General features: G+C 71.5%; 15 protein-coding genes. 5 read left to right on the forward strand and 10 right to left on the reverse strand.

Going from position 1 to position 17,689, the window contains the following annotated elements; all coding sequences use genetic code 11:
- Window positions 1-127: 127 nt before the first annotated feature.
- The 10 genes from IPL40_02505 to IPL40_02550 form a co-directional block, all read right to left on the reverse strand.
- The gene (locus tag IPL40_02505) at window positions 128-907 is read right to left on the reverse strand and encodes an ABC transporter ATP-binding protein (protein ID MBK8480036.1); all 780 of its coding nucleotides are present in this window, start codon (window positions 905-907) and stop codon (window positions 128-130) included.
- Window positions 904-1,674 carry a hypothetical protein gene (locus tag IPL40_02510; GenBank protein MBK8480037.1) on the reverse strand — a complete coding sequence of 257 codons (771 nt, stop codon included), beginning with the start codon at window positions 1,672-1,674 and terminating at the stop codon, window positions 904-906. The genes IPL40_02505 and IPL40_02510 overlap by 4 nt, the downstream gene beginning before the upstream one ends.
- A 6-nt stretch (window positions 1,675-1,680) precedes the next feature.
- A complete protein-coding gene (locus tag IPL40_02515; protein MBK8480038.1) occupies window positions 1,681-2,301 on the reverse strand; it encodes a methyltransferase domain-containing protein in 621 nt (206 codons plus the stop codon).
- A gap of 24 nt (window positions 2,302-2,325) precedes the next feature.
- Window positions 2,326-2,877, reverse strand: a complete 552-nt coding sequence (locus IPL40_02520) for a hypothetical protein (protein MBK8480039.1) — start codon at window positions 2,875-2,877, stop codon at window positions 2,326-2,328.
- On the reverse strand, window positions 2,874-4,733 hold the full coding sequence (locus tag IPL40_02525; GenBank protein MBK8480040.1) for a TonB-dependent receptor: 1,860 nt from the start codon (window positions 4,731-4,733) through the stop codon (window positions 2,874-2,876). Before IPL40_02525 ends, IPL40_02520 begins: the two co-directional genes overlap by 4 nt.
- Window positions 4,734-4,762: 29 nt before the next feature.
- Window positions 4,763-5,200: a hypothetical protein gene (locus IPL40_02530; GenBank protein ID MBK8480041.1), complete on the reverse strand. Its 438-nt coding sequence runs from the start codon at window positions 5,198-5,200 to the stop codon at window positions 4,763-4,765.
- Window positions 5,188-5,718 carry a hypothetical protein gene (locus tag IPL40_02535; protein ID MBK8480042.1) on the reverse strand — a complete coding sequence of 177 codons (531 nt, stop codon included), beginning with the start codon at window positions 5,716-5,718 and terminating at the stop codon, window positions 5,188-5,190. The genes IPL40_02530 and IPL40_02535 overlap by 13 nt, the downstream gene beginning before the upstream one ends.
- Window positions 5,719-6,008: 290 nt before the next feature.
- Window positions 6,009-7,493, reverse strand: a complete 1,485-nt coding sequence (locus IPL40_02540; protein ID MBK8480043.1) for an acyl--CoA ligase — start codon at window positions 7,491-7,493, stop codon at window positions 6,009-6,011.
- Between the two features lie 133 nt (window positions 7,494-7,626).
- Window positions 7,627-9,675 carry a phosphate/phosphite/phosphonate ABC transporter substrate-binding protein gene (gene phnD, locus IPL40_02545; protein MBK8480044.1) on the reverse strand — a complete coding sequence of 683 codons (2,049 nt, stop codon included), beginning with the start codon at window positions 9,673-9,675 and terminating at the stop codon, window positions 7,627-7,629.
- Between the two features lie 245 nt (window positions 9,676-9,920).
- Entirely contained in the window at window positions 9,921-11,156 is a 1,236-nt protein-coding gene (locus tag IPL40_02550; protein ID MBK8480045.1) for a penicillin-binding protein, read from the reverse strand.
- A gap of 226 nt (window positions 11,157-11,382) precedes the next feature.
- Here IPL40_02550 and IPL40_02555 point away from each other — a divergent pair, with 226 nt between their 5' ends.
- The 5 genes from IPL40_02555 (at window position 11,383) to IPL40_02575 (ending at window position 17,688) form a co-directional block, all read left to right on the forward strand.
- Window positions 11,383-12,261: a GGDEF domain-containing protein gene (locus IPL40_02555; protein MBK8480046.1), complete on the forward strand. Its 879-nt coding sequence runs from the start codon at window positions 11,383-11,385 to the stop codon at window positions 12,259-12,261.
- A 2-nt stretch (window positions 12,262-12,263) separates the two neighbouring features.
- Entirely contained in the window at window positions 12,264-13,715 is a 1,452-nt protein-coding gene (locus IPL40_02560; GenBank protein MBK8480047.1) for an MATE family efflux transporter, read from the forward strand.
- 103 nt (window positions 13,716-13,818) lie between these two features.
- The gene (mutL, locus tag IPL40_02565; GenBank protein ID MBK8480048.1) at window positions 13,819-15,777 is read left to right on the forward strand and encodes a DNA mismatch repair endonuclease MutL; all 1,959 of its coding nucleotides are present in this window, start codon (window positions 13,819-13,821) and stop codon (window positions 15,775-15,777) included.
- The gene (miaA, locus tag IPL40_02570) at window positions 15,774-16,712 is read left to right on the forward strand and encodes a tRNA (adenosine(37)-N6)-dimethylallyltransferase MiaA (protein ID MBK8480049.1); all 939 of its coding nucleotides are present in this window, start codon (window positions 15,774-15,776) and stop codon (window positions 16,710-16,712) included. Before mutL ends, miaA begins: the two co-directional genes overlap by 4 nt.
- 19 nt (window positions 16,713-16,731) lie before the next feature.
- Window positions 16,732-17,688, forward strand: coding sequence for an acetyl-CoA carboxylase carboxyltransferase subunit alpha (locus IPL40_02575; protein ID MBK8480050.1), 957 nt, complete (start codon window positions 16,732-16,734; stop codon window positions 17,686-17,688).
- The last annotated feature ends 1 nt before the right edge of the window (window position 17,689 follow it).

Consider the following 17,689-nt stretch of genomic DNA (forward strand, 5'->3'; position numbering starts at 1 on the left):
GGGCGATCGTGGAGTGCTCATGGCGCACCATTTTGGCGCAGATGCGCGCTGCAGCCAACCCATGGGGCCCCGCGCAACGTCCACGGCGCCGCCGAGTCGCTGGCCGTGAGCGCCAGGGGCCTAGGGCCTAGGTGCAGGGGCGGGGTCCTGCAGTCGCGCTGCGGGCCGAGCTGTCGCCAGCCGCGTCCCCCACGCACGGTGCAGCGGGAGGGTCGTCGGCCGCCCAGCGCTGCAGCGCGCGCGTCGGATCGCCGCCGTCGAAGACGATCCGGCCATGGTCGATCACGAGGAAGCGGGTGCAGAGGCTGTCGGCGAGCGGCAGATCGTGGGTCGCTACGAGCATCGCGGCCTCGAGCGCCGCGAGCACCCGGATCAGCGCGCGCTGACTGGGTGGGTCGAGACCGGCCGATGGCTCGTCGAGCAGCAAGAGGGGCGGAGCGCCGACGAGCGCCCCGGCGAGGGCCACGCGTTGCTTCTGGCCGTGCGAGAGCCGATGCACCCCCGCGTCGGCGAGGTCGGCGACGCCGAGCGCGCCGAGCACCGCGAGGGCCCGCGCGCGGGCCGCCCGTGGCTCGACGCCGCTGCGCAGCAGCGCGAAGGCCGTATCCTCGAGCACGGTAGGCCAGAGGAGCTGGTCCTCTGGTACGTTGCCGACGAAACCGAGGCGCTCGCGGATCGGGCCGTGCGTGCGCCGCGTCAGGGTCAAGCCGCCAACGACGATTTCACCTGCGTGCGGGACGAGCCCGACCGCGGCCAGCAGCACGGTGGTCTTGCCCGAGCCGTTGAGTCCCAGCAGGGCCACGCGCTCTCCGGACGCGACACTGAAGCTGACCTCACTCACGCTCGGCGCCTGGTCGGGCGCGTAGCGGACGCTGACCTGTCGGAAGCTCAGCGCGGGCTCGCTCACGTCATGCCCCAAGCGCGCAGGCGCAGCGCCGCGGCGACGACCAAGAGGCTGAGCGCGAGGATCAGGGCTGCGACCTCGCGCGCGACGAACGGCGTCGACCGCGCCGGTTGCAGCGCGGTCCAGCCATAGCTCCGCAGCTCCATCGCATCCGCGATCCGGTCGGCCCGGACGATGACGCGCGGTAACCAGACCTGCGGCAGCGCTCGTAGCAGGCGCCAGCCGCTCTGCGCGCCGCTAAAGGCGCCCCGCAGCGCGAGCGCGGCCCTGACGCGCTGCGTTTCTGCCAGCAGCGAGCCGGTGTGCTGCACGATCTGCAGCAGAATCGCGACCACCAAGCGCGGCAGCGGCAGGCGCAGGAGGGCCTCGCGCAGCCCGCTCGGCGGCAGGCTCGCAACCGCGCCGGTGGCGATCAGGAGCGCGCCGAGGCCGCGCAGGAGCAGGCCGCCGAGGCCCAGCAGGAGCTCCAGCGGCGCGCGGCCTTTCAGCCCCGCCGCGCCCGGCGGGAGCAGCGGTAGCAGGAGCGCGACGGGAAGCCAGAGCAGCAGCGTGAGCGTCACGGCGCGCTGAACAAGCGCCAGCGGCGGTTTACAGGCCAGGAGCCAGCCTGTGGTGGCGAGGGCGATCAGCAGCACGCCGCCAGCGTTGGTGGTGGGCGCGACCATGCAGGCGGCAAAGGTGGCGCCGCTGGCGAGCAGCCGCACCGGCGGCGTCAGGCCCATGATCGGGCCGCGCGCGCAACCCCACAGCTCATGCCAGGGCGTTCGCATCGGCGGTCATGCGGCGGGAGGCTTGACGGCCGTGACCAGATACCCGTCCGCGCTGTCGACGACGGCCGTGGCCGCCAGCCCCGCTGTGCTCAGCAGCGCGGCGGTGTCGCTGGCCGCCAGCAGGACGTCCTGCTGCACGGCAGGGTCGGCCTCAGCGTGGATGGCATTGACGCGCTCGCGCGCCAGCAGATGCCAGACATGCAGAAAGCCCGCCGGTCGCAGCACGCGGGCCAGCTCCGCCGCGACCGCTCGCGGGTCGTCGAAATGCGGCCAGACCGAGCAGCAGATCGCCCGATCGGCGCTTGCGTCCGGCAGCGGAAGCCGCAGGGCGTCGACCGCATGCCAGCTCACCCGCGCATCCGTGATCTTCTTGCGCGCGACCGCGAGCATGCCCGCCGAGCAATCGATCGCATGGACGCGGCCGTCGGCAGAAAGGCGCGCCAGCAGCGCCTGCGTCAGGTTGCCGGTCCCGCAGCCGACGTCGAGTACGCGCTCCGCGGCGCCGACGTCGAGCGCCGCGAGGCCCGCCGCCAGCCGTTGCGCCAGAGCAGCGCGATCGTCCCAGCTATCCCATTGTTCGGCGATGCCGTCGAAGAAGGCGGCGCGGGCAGCGGTAGCCGTGTTCATGTGCCACTCCTCATGTGCCACTCCTCATGTGCGACTCCGAGCGCAGGCGGTGGTGGGCCGCGCGGCCGAGCGCGCGATGCGCGCTACGCCTGGCACCACAAGGGCCATCAAGATAACGCCCGGCCAGCCGCTGAGCCAGGAGAGGCCCGTGAGAAAGCCGGCCGGCAGCGCGATGATGCGCGCGCAGCCGACGGCCAACGCGAACGCCAGCGCCCGTCCCAGCACGAGCACGGGGAGTAAGAGCAGGGCGGCGTGGGCGCGCGGCCAGCGCCCTGCGAGCCGCGCCAGCAGCAGCGCCATCGCGGCCAGCTCGAGGGCCATCAGCAGGGCGATCGGCGGGTACCACGGCGGCATCCCCGTGACGGCCGCCGAGATCAGGGGGGTCAGCCCTGCCGTAGTGGCTGCCGGCAGCGGCCGCACGAAGAAGGGCAGCGTCATCAGCGGGAGATACATCGGCAGGAAGACCCGGCCGAGGGGCAGCAGGTGAAAGAGGGTCGGCAGCAGCAGGGCGGCGGCGCCAAAGAGGCCGCAGTAGGCCAGCTCGCGCGGGTCGAGCGGCGCTGTGGGCTTGATCAAATCCCCACCTTGAGCCCAGCCAGGACGTGGAAGCCGGGCAGCGGATAGTTCTCGACGTAGGCGTAGCGGCGGTCGAGGAAGTTGCGCAGCAGCGCGTAGGGCTCGAGGGTCAGGCGACGCGCCGGTGACGTATAGCGGAAGCGTAGCGCCAAGTCAGCGACGAAGACGTTGGCCAGCGCTTGGCGGCCGTAGTTGCCCATGTAGAGCCCATGAACCCATTCGGCGCTCGCCGTTGCCCCGAGGGTCTGGCGGGCGCTGAGCGGTTGCAGGGCCTCCACCGTGAGGTTGAGCTTGGCGTCGGGGTTTTGCCGCGTGTAGCGGCCGACGTCCTGCCAGCTGCCGCTGGCCGCTAGCGAGAGCGGTCCGAGCCGCTTGAGCGCGACGTGACCCTCGACGCCCCAGGCGACGACGCGGCCGAGGTTGATCACCTCGGCGCTGGGCCAGACGCCGAAGTAGCGGATCATGTCTTTCGCTGCCGTGCGGTAGGTGGTGCAGCCGAGCTCGAGGTGCTCGCTGGCGTAGCCGGCGCCGAGGTCGGCGGTCAGCGCATATTCCGGGCGCAGGGCAGGGTTGGCGACGGGGAAGGGCAGATAGAGCTCGCGCAGGGTCGGTTGCCGGAAGCTGCGGGCGACGCGGCTACGCAGGAAGAAGCCCTCGGGGAGGTCCCAGCGAGCGCCGACCTTGGCGAGCCCGATGGCGCCGTAGCGGCTGCTGAAGAGTCCGCGCGCGCCGACGACGGTGGTCAGCCGCGGGAGCGGGCGCAGGGTCAACTGACCAAAGAACGATCCGTCCTGCAGCCCCGCGATCCGCGGCCGCTCGTTCGTGATCCTGTTTTCGACGGCGCCGCCGACGCGCTGCGCGGCGAAGCCGAGCTCGAGATCTGCCGCTCGGTGCGGGCGCAGATCGACCGTGGCGTTGACGCCGCTGAGGTAGTCGAGCGAGCGAAACCCGTCGTAGAGCCTGTGCAGGCCGACGTTGAGATAGGGTGTGATGCTCCAGCGTAGCTGGTCGCGGCCGCCGCCGAGTTGCACGGAAAGCGTGTCGCGCCAGACCTCGTAGCCGTGGTCGAGCTGCGGGTGCGTGACGGGTCCTGGATCGTTGCCGATCAGGTGGACGACCTTGTTTCGCGCGGTCAAGCGCAGGCCCGAGCCCCAGCGGTAGCGCAGCGCCGTGGTGGCGACCAGGGTGTCACCCCCCGCGCCAGCGCGGTGGCCGGCGGTAGAGAGGGCCTGTACTCCGGTGGCGACATCCCAGGCACCAAGGCGCGCGAGGAGCGCTGCCCGCGCCTGCAGCGTGGCGTAGCTGCCGCCGCCGGCGTCTTGCTCGACCTCATAGCCCGGGCGGTCGCGCCAGCGGCTGCGGATCAGCAGCGCGCCGCCGAGGGCGTTGCTACCCAAGAGGACGGAGTCGCCACCCTTGGCGACGATCACCTCCTCGATCAGCAAGGGGACATAGGCCTCCGGGATCGGATGACCGAAGATGCCCTGATAGTCGGGCACGCCATCCTCGACGACGAGCACCTGCGTATTGGGGCTGCCGCCGAGCCCGCGCAGCACGAGTCCCCCCGTCGCTCCGTTGCCGACGCCATGCGTCAGCCCGCGGGCGGTGACGTAGAGCCCGGCCGTCTCCTGGGCCAGCGCTTCAAAGGTGCTGGTCCGCGCGCTCCTCCGCAGCCGGTCGCCGCCGACGGCTGTCGTGTCCTGACTGGCGTCGCTCGCGCCCGAGCGCTCACTGACGACGACGGTCTCGTAGCGAGGTGCTGGCGCTGGCGTGCGGCCGAGCGTCTGCGCCTGGGCCGGCGAGCCGCTGAGGAGCGCGGCTCCGAGCAGGGCGGCTGCAAGGTGATGCGTCGCCAAGGTTCGTCGCCAATCGTGAAGGACAGGCGTCAATGGCCGTTGGACTCCGGCGCGGCGAAGTCCTGCTCCAGGTCGTCGAGCGTCACCTCGAGCAGTCGGTAGTCCCCGTAGTCGAGCTGGTGCGTAGCACTCGTCTGGTAGCGGAACCAGCGCGGGATCCCGGGCGCGGAGAGGTCGAGCTTCTCGAAGTGAAGGTGATCCCGCCCCGGTAGGCAGCGCCCGACGGTGGTGCTCTGGCCGTAAACCAGCACGGCAGACCAGGCGCAGCCGCTGAGCGTTGGATCGCGTAGCTGCACGGCTTCGCTCGTGCGGTTGACGACCACCACCTCCGGATAGGCGAGGTCGCAGGCGCTGCCCAGCCCGAGGGCCAGCAGCAGCCCGGGCACCCGGTGCACGCAGCGGCCAAGCGCGCCGCCGCGCCGCTGCCCCTCGCGCGCCAGCGAGCGCCTGCCCTTCAGGGGAGGCACTGCGAGTTCTGCGCGCGCTGGGCGTAGGGCTTGAACTCGAACGCGGGCCAGCGCTCGAGGACCCGCTCGTACTGGGCCTCGGCGAGAGGCGCGATGCCCTCGGGCGGACAGGGTCCCTGATGGTTGGCTAGGTTGATGGCGATCGTGCGGCGCTGGCCGTCCACCACCTCCTCCTCGCGCTTGCTGACCAGCGGCAGGCTGTGCGCCTTGCTGCAGCTCGGGTCATTCCAGGCCGCGACCATCAGCACGTAGTCGAGGCCGGGGACCACCTCGCGCTCCGTGCTGGTCTCGCCGCGGCCGATGCGTCCGAAGTCGACGCCGAGGAAGGAGGCCTCACAGATCGTCCACGGCGGTTGCGCAGCCAAGGCCACGTTGTCGAAGTCGTTATCGAGGGCGACGAAGGCCGAGTACGGGCCCTCGGCCCCGCAGCTCGGCAGCAAGGCGGCCGCCAGCGCGAGTGCCAGCGCCGCCGCGTAGGCGGGCGTGGTCTTGTCCCCGTCTGAGCCTCTGCTGCGCATGGGCCGAGCCCCCCTGCGCTCGGCCAATGCGCGCCGTGCGCGACGTTACGAGACGAAAAACGGTAACACCTAGCCGCAGGCGGGTACGCCTGTCAAACGGGGACCTGTCAAACGGGCAACCTGTCAAACGGGTGCGCCTGCTGCAGCGGCGGGTTGCCAGCGGCTCTTGGTCCGATGGACGTAGCATCGGGCGCGACCGACGAGCAGCGCGAGAAAGACGAGCAGCGCGAGGAAGGAGCGCCACCGAGCCGGCCGCCCGGTGGGCCCTCAGCGATCAGCTAGCGCAGCGATCAGATAACGTCGCAGAACTCGATGCGCCGCGGCACCTTGTAGGGGGAGAGATTGCGCGCGCAGTGGTCGATGATCGTCTCGGCCTCGACGGGGCCGCTGCGATCCTTGAGCACGACGCGCGCAACCACCATCGGTCCACCCAGCGGATCGTGAATCAGCTGCGCCTGCGCCTGATTGATCACGGGGAGCGCCTCGATGCAGGCCTCGACCTCGCCCAGCGCCACGCGCTTGCCGTCGATGCGTACGAGGTCGTCCTCACGCGCGAAGAGGGTCATGCGCTTGCTGCGGTCGACCGCCACGAGATCGCCCGTGCGGAGCCAGCCGTCGCCGTCGCGCGTGCCGACGGGGACGTTATCACCCGGTAGCGCGGGCGCGGCGAGGGCCAGCGGCGAGACCGCGGGTCCGCGAACCCACAGGGCACCCTGTCGGCCGGCTGCCATGGCCTTGCCGGTGGTGGGGTCGACGACGCGCACCTGGACGCCCTTGAGCACCTTGCCGACGCTCTCGCCCGCCTGTCCCTTGCCGTCGATCGCCACCGTGCCGGTCTCTGCCGTATGCATGCAGCCCAGCGGGCGCGCCCCGTAGCGCTGCACGAAGCCCTCTACCGTCGAGCCGGTCAGCCCGCCGCCGAGTGACAAGAAGCGCACCGCGCTCTTCCCGTTCGTCGGCCGCGTCGCGGGCAGGCGTGCGAGGTCGGAAAAGAGCGTCTGGTTACCCGGCAAGAGCGTGACGCTGTGGTCGCGCAGCACCTTCGCGATGCGCGCCGGCCCGACCTCATCCTCGAGGCAGAGCGTGGCGCCGGCCTGCAGGCAAGCCACCATGCCGATGTCGAAGCCGAAGGAGCTGAAGAGCGGAACGCTAAGCAGGGCGCGATCGTCTTCGGTCACGCCGAGCGCGGCCGTCAGATGGGCAGCCTCGGCGCGCAGGTTCGCCACCGTCCGCTCGACCGGCTTCGGATCGCCGGCGGAGTCGGCGGTCACCAGCACCGCCGCGATCTGTTCGTCGGCGGTTCGCGCAGGTGCGCGCGGCTCGGTCGGGTAGATCGAGCAGCTGAGCAGCGTGCCCTGGAGGCGCTTGCGGCTCTCGGGCGTCGGCTTAGGACGCGCCGGGCGCGCGGCTGCGGCCGTGCCTGCGTTCGCCGCCGCCAGCGCCACGTCGCCGCCGCGAGGTCGAGTGATCAGCCCGCGCAGGGGGACCAGCGCCTGCAGCATCTCGAGCTCACGCGTGCTGGTCGTCGGATCGAGGGGCAGCGGCGCGCAATCGAGCTTGCTCAGCGCCAAGGAGAGGATGACGAAGTCGGGCACGTTACCGAGCATCAGGCCGGCGAGATCGCCCGCGCGCAGGCCCAGCGCCGCCAACTCGCTTGCGCGGCGGTCAACCCGGTGGAGGAGGCCCCGCCAGCTCAGATAGGTGTCCCGATAGATGAGCGCCCGGGCAGTGCCCTTGGCCTTGACCGCGCGCTCCAACCAACTGTAAAGCAACATTTAGCATACCCAGGTGGGTCAAAGGCCCGCGGGACTGTAGCGCGCAACACTCGGCGCGGCAACCTGCCCACGTCCCAGCGTCCCAGCGTCCCAGCGTCCCAGCGCTTGCGATGCAGCGATTGGGCCGCGCCCGTCAGGGCGTCGCTGGCCGACGCGGTGGATCGAGCTTGCGGGGCGGATCGAGGTAGCGGTCGATCTGGCGTACGGAGTCGTAGTCGGCGTCGCTGGCGGCGATGAACCCGAGGATCGGCCCGCTGCCGCGCAGCACGCGCTCCGCCAGCGGGGTCTTGGCCTTCAGCGCCAGCAGGGCTCGGCGCAGGCGTTGCTTCAGCGCGGCCGGCTCCTTGGCGCCCGTGCAGTAGGCGTCGTAGGGAATGCGGTCGGTGCTCGCCAGGATGCGGATCTGTTGCGCCGGGATGCCGTGGCGGTCGGCGTCGAAGACGATGCTGGCGTAGACGGCCGCGCCGTCGCAGACCTCGTGATAGAGAGCCTGCAAGGTCGCTCGGTGGTCGCCCATGAAGCGCGTCGCCTTGAAGGCCGCATCGGGGTCGATGCCGGCGCGTCGTAGCACCGCGCGCGGGTAGAGGTAGCCGGAGGTCGAGGCCGGATTCGTGTAGCAGAAGACGCGGCCGCGCAGGTCCTCGAGCCGCTGAATCGGCGAATCCGCGCGGGCGATGATGTATCCCTCGTAGGAGGCGCCGCCGGAGGTGACGTGCGTCGCGAGCAGGTCGAGCCCGCCGCCTTCGCGCGCCGCGCGCACGTAGGCGTAGGCCGAAAGCGCGGCGAGCTCCAACTGCCCTTCACGCAGCTTGGCGGCGAGGTCGACGTAGTCCTCGAAGACGCGCAGCTCGACGGGACGGTCGAGCTGGCGCACGAGATGCTGCAGCAAGGGCCGGTGTTCTGCCAGCAGCTCAGCCGCCGGCAGATACTGCGTGACGCCCATCCGCAAGGGCGCGCCGGGTCGGCGCAGCCCGACGATCAGCCGCGCATCCCCGATCAGGCGGCTGTCGGCCGGCCGCGCCGCATACCAGAGCGCCGCGGCGATCGAGGCCACGACGAGCGCGGCGGTCACGGCGCGCAGAGCCCGGCGTCGGCTCTCGATTCGTCGCCGCTGCTCCCGCGCCATCGGCGTCTCGCTGGCGGTGACCAGAGAGGGCTCGACGCCGATCAGCGCGGGGATCGAGGGGTTGCGGGCCCCAGGCTCATGAGCGTCGCCCGAGCTCGGGAGCGTGATCTCGACCGGATCTCCGGCGCTGACCTCGGGCATCGCGCGCTGCAGCTCAGCGAGAAACTCGCCGGCCGTCTGATAGCGCTGCGCGCGATCGCCGGCCAGGGCCTTCAGGATCACATGCTCCAAGGCCTCAGGAATGCTGGGTCGAAGCTGTCGCGGCGCCACGAGGTTGCCGTTGACGATCGCCGCCAGCACCTCCGGTTGGGTGGCTCCGCCGAAGGGCAAGCGTCCGGTCACCATGCGGTAGAGCAGCACGCCAACGGCATAGAGGTCGGCGCGTGCATCGATGTCGGCCTCGCCACGGGCCTGCTCGGGGGACATGAAGCGGGGCGTACCGACGACGGCGCCCTGCGCCGTGAGGTCCGTGGCCAGCGCGTCGGTGTGGAACTTCGAGATCCCGAAGTCCAGGATCTTGACCACGCGCAGGCCGTTGGGCATGCGCGCGAGGAGAATATTGCCGGGCTTGAGGTCGCGGTGAATCACCCCACTCGCATGGGCCGCCGCCAGCCCCGCGAGGAGCTGGCAGGTCACCGCTGCGGCGACGGTCGGTTGGGTGGCGCGTTCGCGTCGCAGGAAGGCGCTCAGGCTCTCGCCGTCGAGCAGCTCCATCACGAGGAAGGGCACGCCCTGGCTGGTCGTGCCCGTGTCATAGACAGCGACGATGTTCTCGTGGCGAATCGCCGCCGCGGCGCGGGCCTCGCGACGAAAGCGCAGGATCGCGCGCGGATCAGCGACGAAGTTCTCGTTCAGTAGCTTGACGGCGACGCGCGTGCCCAGCCCGGTGTGCTCGGCCTCGTAGACCGCGCCCATTCCGCCCTCGCCGAGCAACCGACCGAGGCGGTACTTCTCGTCGAGCAGCGCGCTGAGCGGCACCTCCTGGGTCTGCTCGTCGAGCCGCTTCGCAGCGTGCTCGATACCCGGGATCGGGGTCTCGTCGGATTGCTCTGCCATGCCATGCCGCCGCACATCTGCCCGGGCCGCTACCCACGAGGTCGGATCGCTGCCCGCCCGGGCGCCGGGCGGAACCCGGGCGCCATCAAGCCAGAGCCGTTTGCTGCCTCTCGGATCGTAGCGGCCAAGTGATCACGGGACCCTAACAGAGCTGTCATGGAAGGCAAGTCAGGCGCGGCGGCCTGTCAGGCGCGGCGGCGACGAGCGCCGACCGGCCCCGGGGCCGAGGTACAGGTGTGGGCCCTTCAGCCGCGCGGGCGGCGCCGCGTGAGGTAACGCTGAAGCAGCAGCCGCGCCGTCGTGCTGGCCTTGATGCGCCAGCGGGGCGGGTTGGCGAGCAGCACGGCGAAGGCGACCTCGGGGTGGTCTGCCGGGGCGAAGCCGACGAACCAGCTGTAATCCAGCTGGGGGTCCCGGCGAGCCAGCGAGCCGGTCTTGCCGGCAACCGGCAGGTCCGGCAGGTAGAGTCGTCCGGCGCGGCCAACGAAGCCCCGACGGGCGCTGCCCTGGGTCGTGGTGCGCTTCATCATCGCGGTCAGGCGGGCCGCTACAGTGCGGTTGAGCACGCGCACCTCGCGGGCGCTCGAGCCGCGCTTGGTGGCGCTCGCGTCGGCGTCGTCTCGCAGCAGGTGGGGCCAGCGCAGCAGGCCACCGCTGGCGGCGACGCCGGCGATCACTGCGCCGTGCAGCGGGCTGAGCGCGGTGTGCCAGAAGCCGGCGGCGGTGCGCGCCAGCTCGAGCTCGCTCGTCGGGAGGTCCGCTTGGCTCGGCGTCACCGCGAGCTCGAAGGGGATCGGTTGGTTGAAGCCGAAGCGCGTCGACCAGTCGAGGAGCGCCGCGCGGTCGAGGTGGCGCGCAGCGAGCTTGGCGATCACCGGGTTGATCGAATGAGCCACGGCGTCGGCCAGCGTGTGGCAGGTGCGGTCGATCCGCGGCTGGTCACGCAGGTGTTCGGCCTCGAGCCCGCGCAGTCCGCCGTGATAGCAGACGGGCGTCGTCGCCGAGACCCCCCGGGAGAGCAGCGCGCTGGCGGTGACGAGCTTGTAGACCGAGGCCGCGGGGGCCCACGGCGTGAGGCAGAGCTCGCGTGCCCCGAGCCGGGAATCGCGCTCGGCGCGGCCCGCCATGACCAGCATGGCGCCGCTATGCAGCTCGTACATCACGATGGCGCCATAGGGGATCGCGTACTCGCGCAAGAGCGACTCGGCGTGCTGCTGAAGGTTGGGGTCGAGCGTGAAGGCCAGGCGGCGACCGTCCGGCAGGCGCTGGACGAGCTGGTCGCCTTGGAGCTTGGCAGCTTGCGGGTCGAGGCCAACCAGGTCAGGCGCGGGGCGCGGGGGCAAGACCGGCGCGGCGCTGAGCACGAGGGTCGGCAGCGGCTGCGCGCGGCCGTGCCCACGATGCGCGGCGAGCGCGCCGCCCAGCAGCAGAGCCAGCAGGGAGACCAGACTGATCGCGGGTCGCCGGTTCAAATAGGCCATCGTCGAGGTCGCAAGAAGTACTGCGACCACTCTAGGGAGCGCTCCGCGCTCTGTCAAAAAACGCTGGCTGGGGCAGGGGATCGCGCGTGGGCGCGAGGCTTTTGCGCGGGGCGCTGAGGAGGCGATCCGTCGCTGGTGGTCAGGCGGGCGGGGGCCTTTCCGCGTTGTCCTTGCCGCCCGCTGAGCGCTCGTCTAACGTTACGGGCTCGTGTCTTACGACGAGCGCATCGACAAGACCGTCGTCACCGTGATCAGTCGGACGACGCAGCGGCCGGCGGCCCGGGAGGCTTGCCTGGTCGCGATCTATGGGCACGAGCTCGGCAAGAAATACAATCTGGATGCGCCCGTGGTGATCGTCGGTCGCTCGTCGAAGAGCGACATCCAGATCGATCAGGATGCCGTCAGTCGCAGCCACTGCAAGATCGTCAATGATGGCGAGCGCGTGACCGTCTACGACCTCGGCAGCACCAATGGCACCTACGTCAACGACCGGGCGATTCAGGAGCACGTGCTGACCGACGGGGAGCACGTCAAGATCGGCCGCGCGATCCTCAAGTTCCTTTCGGGCGGCAATGTCGAGCATGCCTATCACGAGGAGATCTATCGGCTGACGACCGTCGACGGGCTGACCCAGGTCTACAATCGGCGCTACTTCATGGAGACGCTCGAGCGCGAGCTCAGTCGCAGTCAGCGCTATGCGCGCGACCTCTCGTTGATCATGTTCGACATCGACCACTTCAAGAGCGTCAACGATTCCTTCGGCCACCTTGCCGGCGATCACGTGCTGAAGCACCTCGCGCTGGCAGTCAAGGCGCAGATTCGCCGCGAGGACGTGATGGCGCGTTATGGCGGCGAGGAGTTCGCCGTGCTGCTGCCGGAGATCGATGCGGAGAGCGCGCACCGCTTCGCGGAGAAGATCCGGGCGCTGGTCGAGCAGACCACCTTCATGTTCGAGGCGACCGCAATTCAGGTCACCGTCAGCGTCGGTGTAGCCTCGCTCACCGCCGCGATCGTCTCTGCCGATGCGCTGGTAAAGCTATCTGACGAGCGGCTCTACGAGGCCAAGCGGCGCGGGCGAAACTTCGTCTGCAGCGCGACCGACTGATTTTGAGCGCAGCGCGACCGACCGACCTGCTTGCCGCACGCCAGACGGGAGCCGCAGCGACCGGCGCGGCGACCGACGCGGCGACCGGCGCGGCGACCGTGGCGTCGTCGCTGCTCGCCGGCGGAACAACGCGTCAGCGGGTGCGCCAGATCTTGGCGTTGGCGCTGCCGATCATCGGCGGCATGGCCAGCCAGAACCTGCTGAACCTGATCGACACGGTGATGGTCGGACGGCTCGGATCGCCCGCGCTGGCCGCCGTTGGCCTCGGCAGCATGGTCAACTGGCTTGCCTCGGCGTTCTTCATGGCGATGGGGAGCGGCGTCCAGGCGCTGGCGTCCAGGCGCACGGGTCAGGACGACGCGCGCGGCGCGGTCGACCCGCTGCATGCGGCGCTGCTCTTGGCGCTCGTCGTGGTCGTCCCCGTCTCGCTCTTGTTGGCGCGGCAGTCAGCGTGGATCTTCGCCAGGCTGTCGCATGACCCCGCGGTGCAGTCCCTCGGCGCCGACTACCTGGCGATTCGGCTCTCGGGCGCGGGCTTGCTCGTCGCCAACTTCGCCTTCCGCGGCTACTGGAACGGCGTCGGCCGCAGCACGGTCTACCTACGCACGGTGCTCGTGATTCACGCCGTGAACATTGGGCTCAACGGCCTGTTGATCTACGGCACGCTCGGCTTCCCGCGGCTCGGCGTCCGTGGTGCGGCCTACGCCTCGGTGCTCGGCGCGGCGGTCGGCACAGCGTCGTATTGCTTGCGCGCCTGGCGCCTGGCCCGCGCCCATGGGTTCTTGCAGGCCGTCGGCGGCAGCGCCCGTCGCGCGCTGCGGGGGGTGCTACGGCTCTCGGTCCCGACGGGCGTCCAGAACACCTTCCTGTCCGCCGGCTTCGTCCTCTTCTATCGCCTGGCGGGACAGCTCGGCACGCGCGAGCTGGCGATCTCGAATGTGCTGCTCCAGCTGGCGATGGTCTGCCTGCTGCCGAGCGTCGGCTTTGGCCTCGCGGCGGCGACGATGGTGGGTGTATCGCTCGGCGGCGGGCAGCGTGGCCAGGCGACGCAGTGGGTGCGGACCGCGGTCGCGGTGGCGATGGTCGCGATAGTCCTGCCCGCGGGCGCCTTGGTGCTGCTGCCGCGGCTCTGGCTCGCTACGCTGCTCAACGACCCTGCGGCGGCCGCGCTCGGGGTCTTGCCCTTGGTGATGCTCGGGCTGGTCCAGCCCTTCGACGCCGTCGGGTCCGTGCTGTCGCAGTCGCTGCTGGGGGCGGGCGCGGTGCGCGCGGTGATGCTGCTGAGCGTCACGCTCCAGTGGGGCTTGTTCCTCCCCGGAGCCTATCTCTGGTCGGTGGTCGCCGGTCGCGGCCTGGCCGGGCTGTGGTTGGCCTTCGTCCTCTGGCGCTCGTGCTACGCGCTGGCGATGGTGGCGCTCTTCCGGCGCGGTCGGTGGGCTGAGATCGCCCTCTGAGATCGCCCTCTGAGGTCCTTCGCTGCGCTCGCTTGCTGGCTGGGGTCGAGCGCTGGCTCCGGGCGGATGGTGGCCCGCCGAGGGCCCATGCTAACTTGCGCCCGTGACCGTCCATGCGCCCGTCGCCGCAGAGGCGCCCGCTTCGCGCCAGCCGATCGCCGTGCTCGATCCGGCGGTGGTCGAGCAGATCGCGGCCGGCGAGGTGATCGACCGGCCGGCCTCCGTGGTCAAGGAGCTGGTCGAGAACGCGATCGATGCCGGTGCGACGCGCATCACGATCGAGCTCGAGCAGGGAGGTCTGCGGCTGATCCGAGTCGTCGACGACGGCTGCGGGATGACGGCCGAGCAGGCCCGGTTGAGCTTGCAGCGCTACGCCACGAGCAAGCTTTGCGAGGTCGCCGATCTCGACCGAATCGCCACGCTCGGATTTCGCGGCGAGGGGTTGCCGAGCGTCGCCGCGGTGTCGCGCCTGACCTTGACGACACGGCCCTCGCGGGCGCTTGCCGGGGTCGAGATCGCGGTCGAGGCGGGTCGCGTGATCAGTCAGCAGCCGGCGGGTTGCGCCGCGGGCACCGCCGTGGCGATGCGTGAGCTCTTCTTCAACACGCCCGCGCGGCGCAAGTTCATGCGCAGCACGGCGACCGAGACCGGCCACGTTCAGGAGCTCATCGCCTGGCTGGCTTGCGCGTTTCCGGCGGTGGCCTTTGCCCTGCTGCACGAGGGTCGGCGCCTGCTCGAGCTGCCGCCGGTCGCCGGTCGCGCGCAGCGCGCGCAGGGCCTCGCGGCCGCGCGGGGCCAGCCGCCGCTGGTGGGCCGGGCCGAGCGCGGCGGCGTCGTCGTCGAGGCCCTGCTGCAGCCCCTCGAAGCCGCGCGATCGACGGGGCGCGCGCTCGTGCTGCTCGTCAACCAGCGCGTGGTTCGCGACCGGACGCTGCTGCAGGCGGCGCTCGGGGGCTGCGGTTCCGCTCTGGCCCACGGGCGCTTCCCGGCCGGGGTCATCCACCTCGAGGTCGATCCGCAGCGGGTCGACGTCAACGTGCATCCGCAGAAGCGCGAGGTGCGCTTCGCCGAGCCGCAAGCGGTGCGCGCTGCCGTGGTCGCCGCGGTCGCTCAGGCCGTGGGTGGCGCCGCCGCGCGAGGGTCGGTCGCAGCCTCGGAGGGTGCGGCCGCCGATCGCGCCCCGCCCGCTGCCGTGCGTGTCTATGGCCTCCGCGCCACCGAGCCGCTCCCGGGCGATGGCGCCGCGTGCAGCGCTGCGGCCTTTGGATCGTCGCGCGCGGCGGAGGCGCAGCGCCGCTTCTGGGGCGCGAGCGAGGCGGGGGCGGCGCACGAGGGAGACTATGGGCTCGGGGCAGCGCTGGCGCGGGTCGTGCCGACGGGTCCTGCGCCGATGGGCCCCGCACTGATGGGCCCCGCACCGGCGGGCCCCGCACCGACAGCGTGCCGGGCCATCGGCTGGACGGCCGACGGGTTGCTGGTGGCGCAGTGGGATGGACGCTTGGTGCTGGTCGACGAGCAGGCGGGATGGTGCGCGGTCGTGCTCTCCGCCCTGCGGCAGGCGCTCGCGGCTGGTGACCTCGCGGGGGCGGCACTCAGTCCGCCGCCGGTGATCAGGCTCGACGCGCGTGGCGCGGCGGCGCTCGCGGCCCGCCGTCAGAGGCTGCGGCAGCTCGGCTTCGAGCTCGAGCCTCTGGACCATTCGGCCTGGCTCCTGCGCACGCGCCCGGCCGCCGTCGCGCTCGCCGACGCGTCGTGGGAGGCGATCTTGCTGGCGCTGGCCGGAGGCTGGGTCGCGCGGCCGACGGTGCAGCTGGGCAGCGCCGGCGCCGACGCGGCGCTCGTGGACGAGGTGGCCCTGGCGCTGGCGTGGGCCGTCGCCCGCACGCGCGCTGCGCCGGGCTGGCGCCCGCGCTTGGCCGAGGCTCTCGGCCGCGCTGGCGCCGAGAGCCTGCAGTGGTCGACCGCGCCGCCCTGGCCGACGGCTCGCGGGCGTGCGGCGCGCCCGATGGCCCTGGCGCTCGAGCTCGACGCGCTGCGCGCGCTGCTGAGCGCTGACCCGTGACCTCGGCTGCGGCGAGCGGCCGTGGCGCCGATCCGCTCCTGGTGATCGTCGGTCCGACCGCGGTGGGCAAGAGCACGCTGGCCGTTGCCTTGGCGTCGGCGCTCGATGGTGAGGTGGTCAGCGCTGATTCGATGCAGGTCTACCGCGGCTTCGACATCGGCACGGCGAAACCGACCGCGGCCGAGCGCGCCGGTGTGCCGCACCATCTGATCGACGTCGTGGCGCCGGACCAAGGCTTTTCGGCGGCGGATTTCGTCGCGCAGGCCGAGGTGGCCGTCGCGGCGATCCGCGCGCGCGGCCGACTGCCGATCGTCGTCGGCGGCAGCGGGCTCTATGTGCGTGCGCTGCTCTACGGCCTCTTCGCCGCGCCCGCCGTCGACCCGGCCTTGCGCGCGGCGCTCCGCCGTGTGGCGCAGGAGCAGGGGAGCCCAGCGCTCCACGAGCGTTTGCGACACGTCGACCCGGCGGCGGCCGCGCAGATCCACGCTCACGACTTCGTCCGCATTTCGCGGGCGCTCGAGGTCTTCGAGCAGACCGGTCAGCGCATCTCCGCGCTGCGGCGCGCCCATGGCTTCGCTACGCCGCGTCATGCTGCGCGGCTCGTCGGCCTCGACCTGGAGCCGGCGCAGCTCCGGGAGCGGATCGCCACGCGCGCGGACCAGATGCTCGCGCGCGGCTGGCTCGAGGAGGTGCGCGCCCTCTGCGCCGCGGGCTATGCCGAGAGCCATCCGCTCGGCGGTCTGGGCTACCGGCGGCTGCGGGAACACCTCGAAGGCCGGCTTGACTTGGAAGAGGCCATGCGCCAGACCAGGCGCGAGACCTGGCGCTTCGCCCGGCGTCAGCGCAACTGGTTCGCGCACGAGTCGGCGCTGCGCTGGTTCGACGCTGCGGCCCCACCGGGGGCGGCGCAAGTGAGTGAGCTCTTGCGCGGATGACACTGCACACGAGGTGACGATGAATGCCGCAGTGCTGGACTTCGAGCGCGACGTGGTCGAGCTCGAGCAGAAGATCGAGGGGCTGAAGCGCTTGGCGCCCGTGGGCCAGGACGTCGCCGCCGAGATCGTGCGGCTGGAGGCGCGCGCCCAGCAGCTGCTGCGCCAGACCTTCGCTGAGCTGAGTGCTTGGCAGGTGGTGCAGCTCAGTCGGCATCCGGCGCGGCCCTATACGCTGGACTACGCCGAGCTGTTGCTGACGGACTTCTTCGAGCTGCGCGGCGACAGGCTCTACGGCGACGATCCCGCGATCGTCGGTGGGCTGGGTCGCCTCGACGGCCGGCCGGTGACGCTCCTTGGTCACCAGAAGGGGCGCAGCACGCGTGACAACGTGCGACGCAACTTTGGCATGCCGCGGCCGGAGGGCTATCGCAAGGCCAAGCGGCTGATGGAGCTGGCGGGCCGCTTTCGGCGGCCGGTCATTACCCTGATCGACACGCCGGGCGCCTTTCCCGGGATCGACGCCGAGGAGCGCGGCCAGGCCGAGGCGATCGCCCGCAACCTCGAGCTGATGATCGAGCTGCCGGTGCCGATCGTCGCGGTGGTGATCGGTGAGGGCGGCTCCGGAGGGGCGCTCGCGCTCGGCGTCGCCGACCGCATCTTGATGCTCGAGCACTCGGTCTACTCGGTGATCTCGCCGGAAGGGTGCGCCTCGATTCTCTGGAAGGATAGCGCTGCCGTGCCGCGGGCGGCCGAGGTGCTGCGCTTGCGCGCCGAGGACGTCCTCGGGCTGGGAGTCGCCGATGAGGTGATCCCTGAGCCGCTCGGCGGCGCTCATCGCGCGCCGCGTGCGATGGCCGAGGCCTTGGGCGCGGCGCTGCGGCGCCAGCTCGGCGAGCTGATCGCCTTGCCGCTGGCCGAGTTGCTGGAGCGGCGCTACGCGAAGTATCGCCGCATGGGAGCGTTCCTCGAGCGTTGAG

Source organism: Pseudomonadota bacterium, assembly GCA_016711215.1.
Taxonomy (GTDB): Bacteria; Myxococcota_A; Polyangia.

What these genes read in the sequence shown, in the direction of transcription:
- IPL40_02515 (MBK8480038.1), bottom strand. Translation starts at nt 2,301, where the DNA reads ATGAACACGGCTACCGCTGCCCGCGCCGCCTTCTTCGACGGCATCGCC.
- IPL40_02540 (MBK8480043.1), bottom strand. Translation starts at nt 7,493, where the DNA reads ATGTTGCTTTACAGTTGGTTGGAGCGCGCGGTCAAGGCCAAGGGCACT.
- IPL40_02510 (MBK8480037.1), bottom strand. Translation starts at nt 1,674, where the DNA reads ATGCGAACGCCCTGGCATGAGCTGTGGGGTTGCGCGCGCGGCCCGATC.
- IPL40_02550 (MBK8480045.1), bottom strand. Translation starts at nt 11,156, where the DNA reads ATGGCCTATTTGAACCGGCGACCCGCGATCAGTCTGGTCTCCCTGCTG.
- phnD (MBK8480044.1), bottom strand. Translation starts at nt 9,675, where the DNA reads ATGGCAGAGCAATCCGACGAGACCCCGATCCCGGGTATCGAGCACGCT.
- IPL40_02535 (MBK8480042.1), bottom strand. Translation starts at nt 5,718, where the DNA reads ATGCGCAGCAGAGGCTCAGACGGGGACAAGACCACGCCCGCCTACGCG.
- IPL40_02575 (MBK8480050.1), top strand. Translation starts at nt 16,732, where the DNA reads ATGAATGCCGCAGTGCTGGACTTCGAGCGCGACGTGGTCGAGCTCGAG.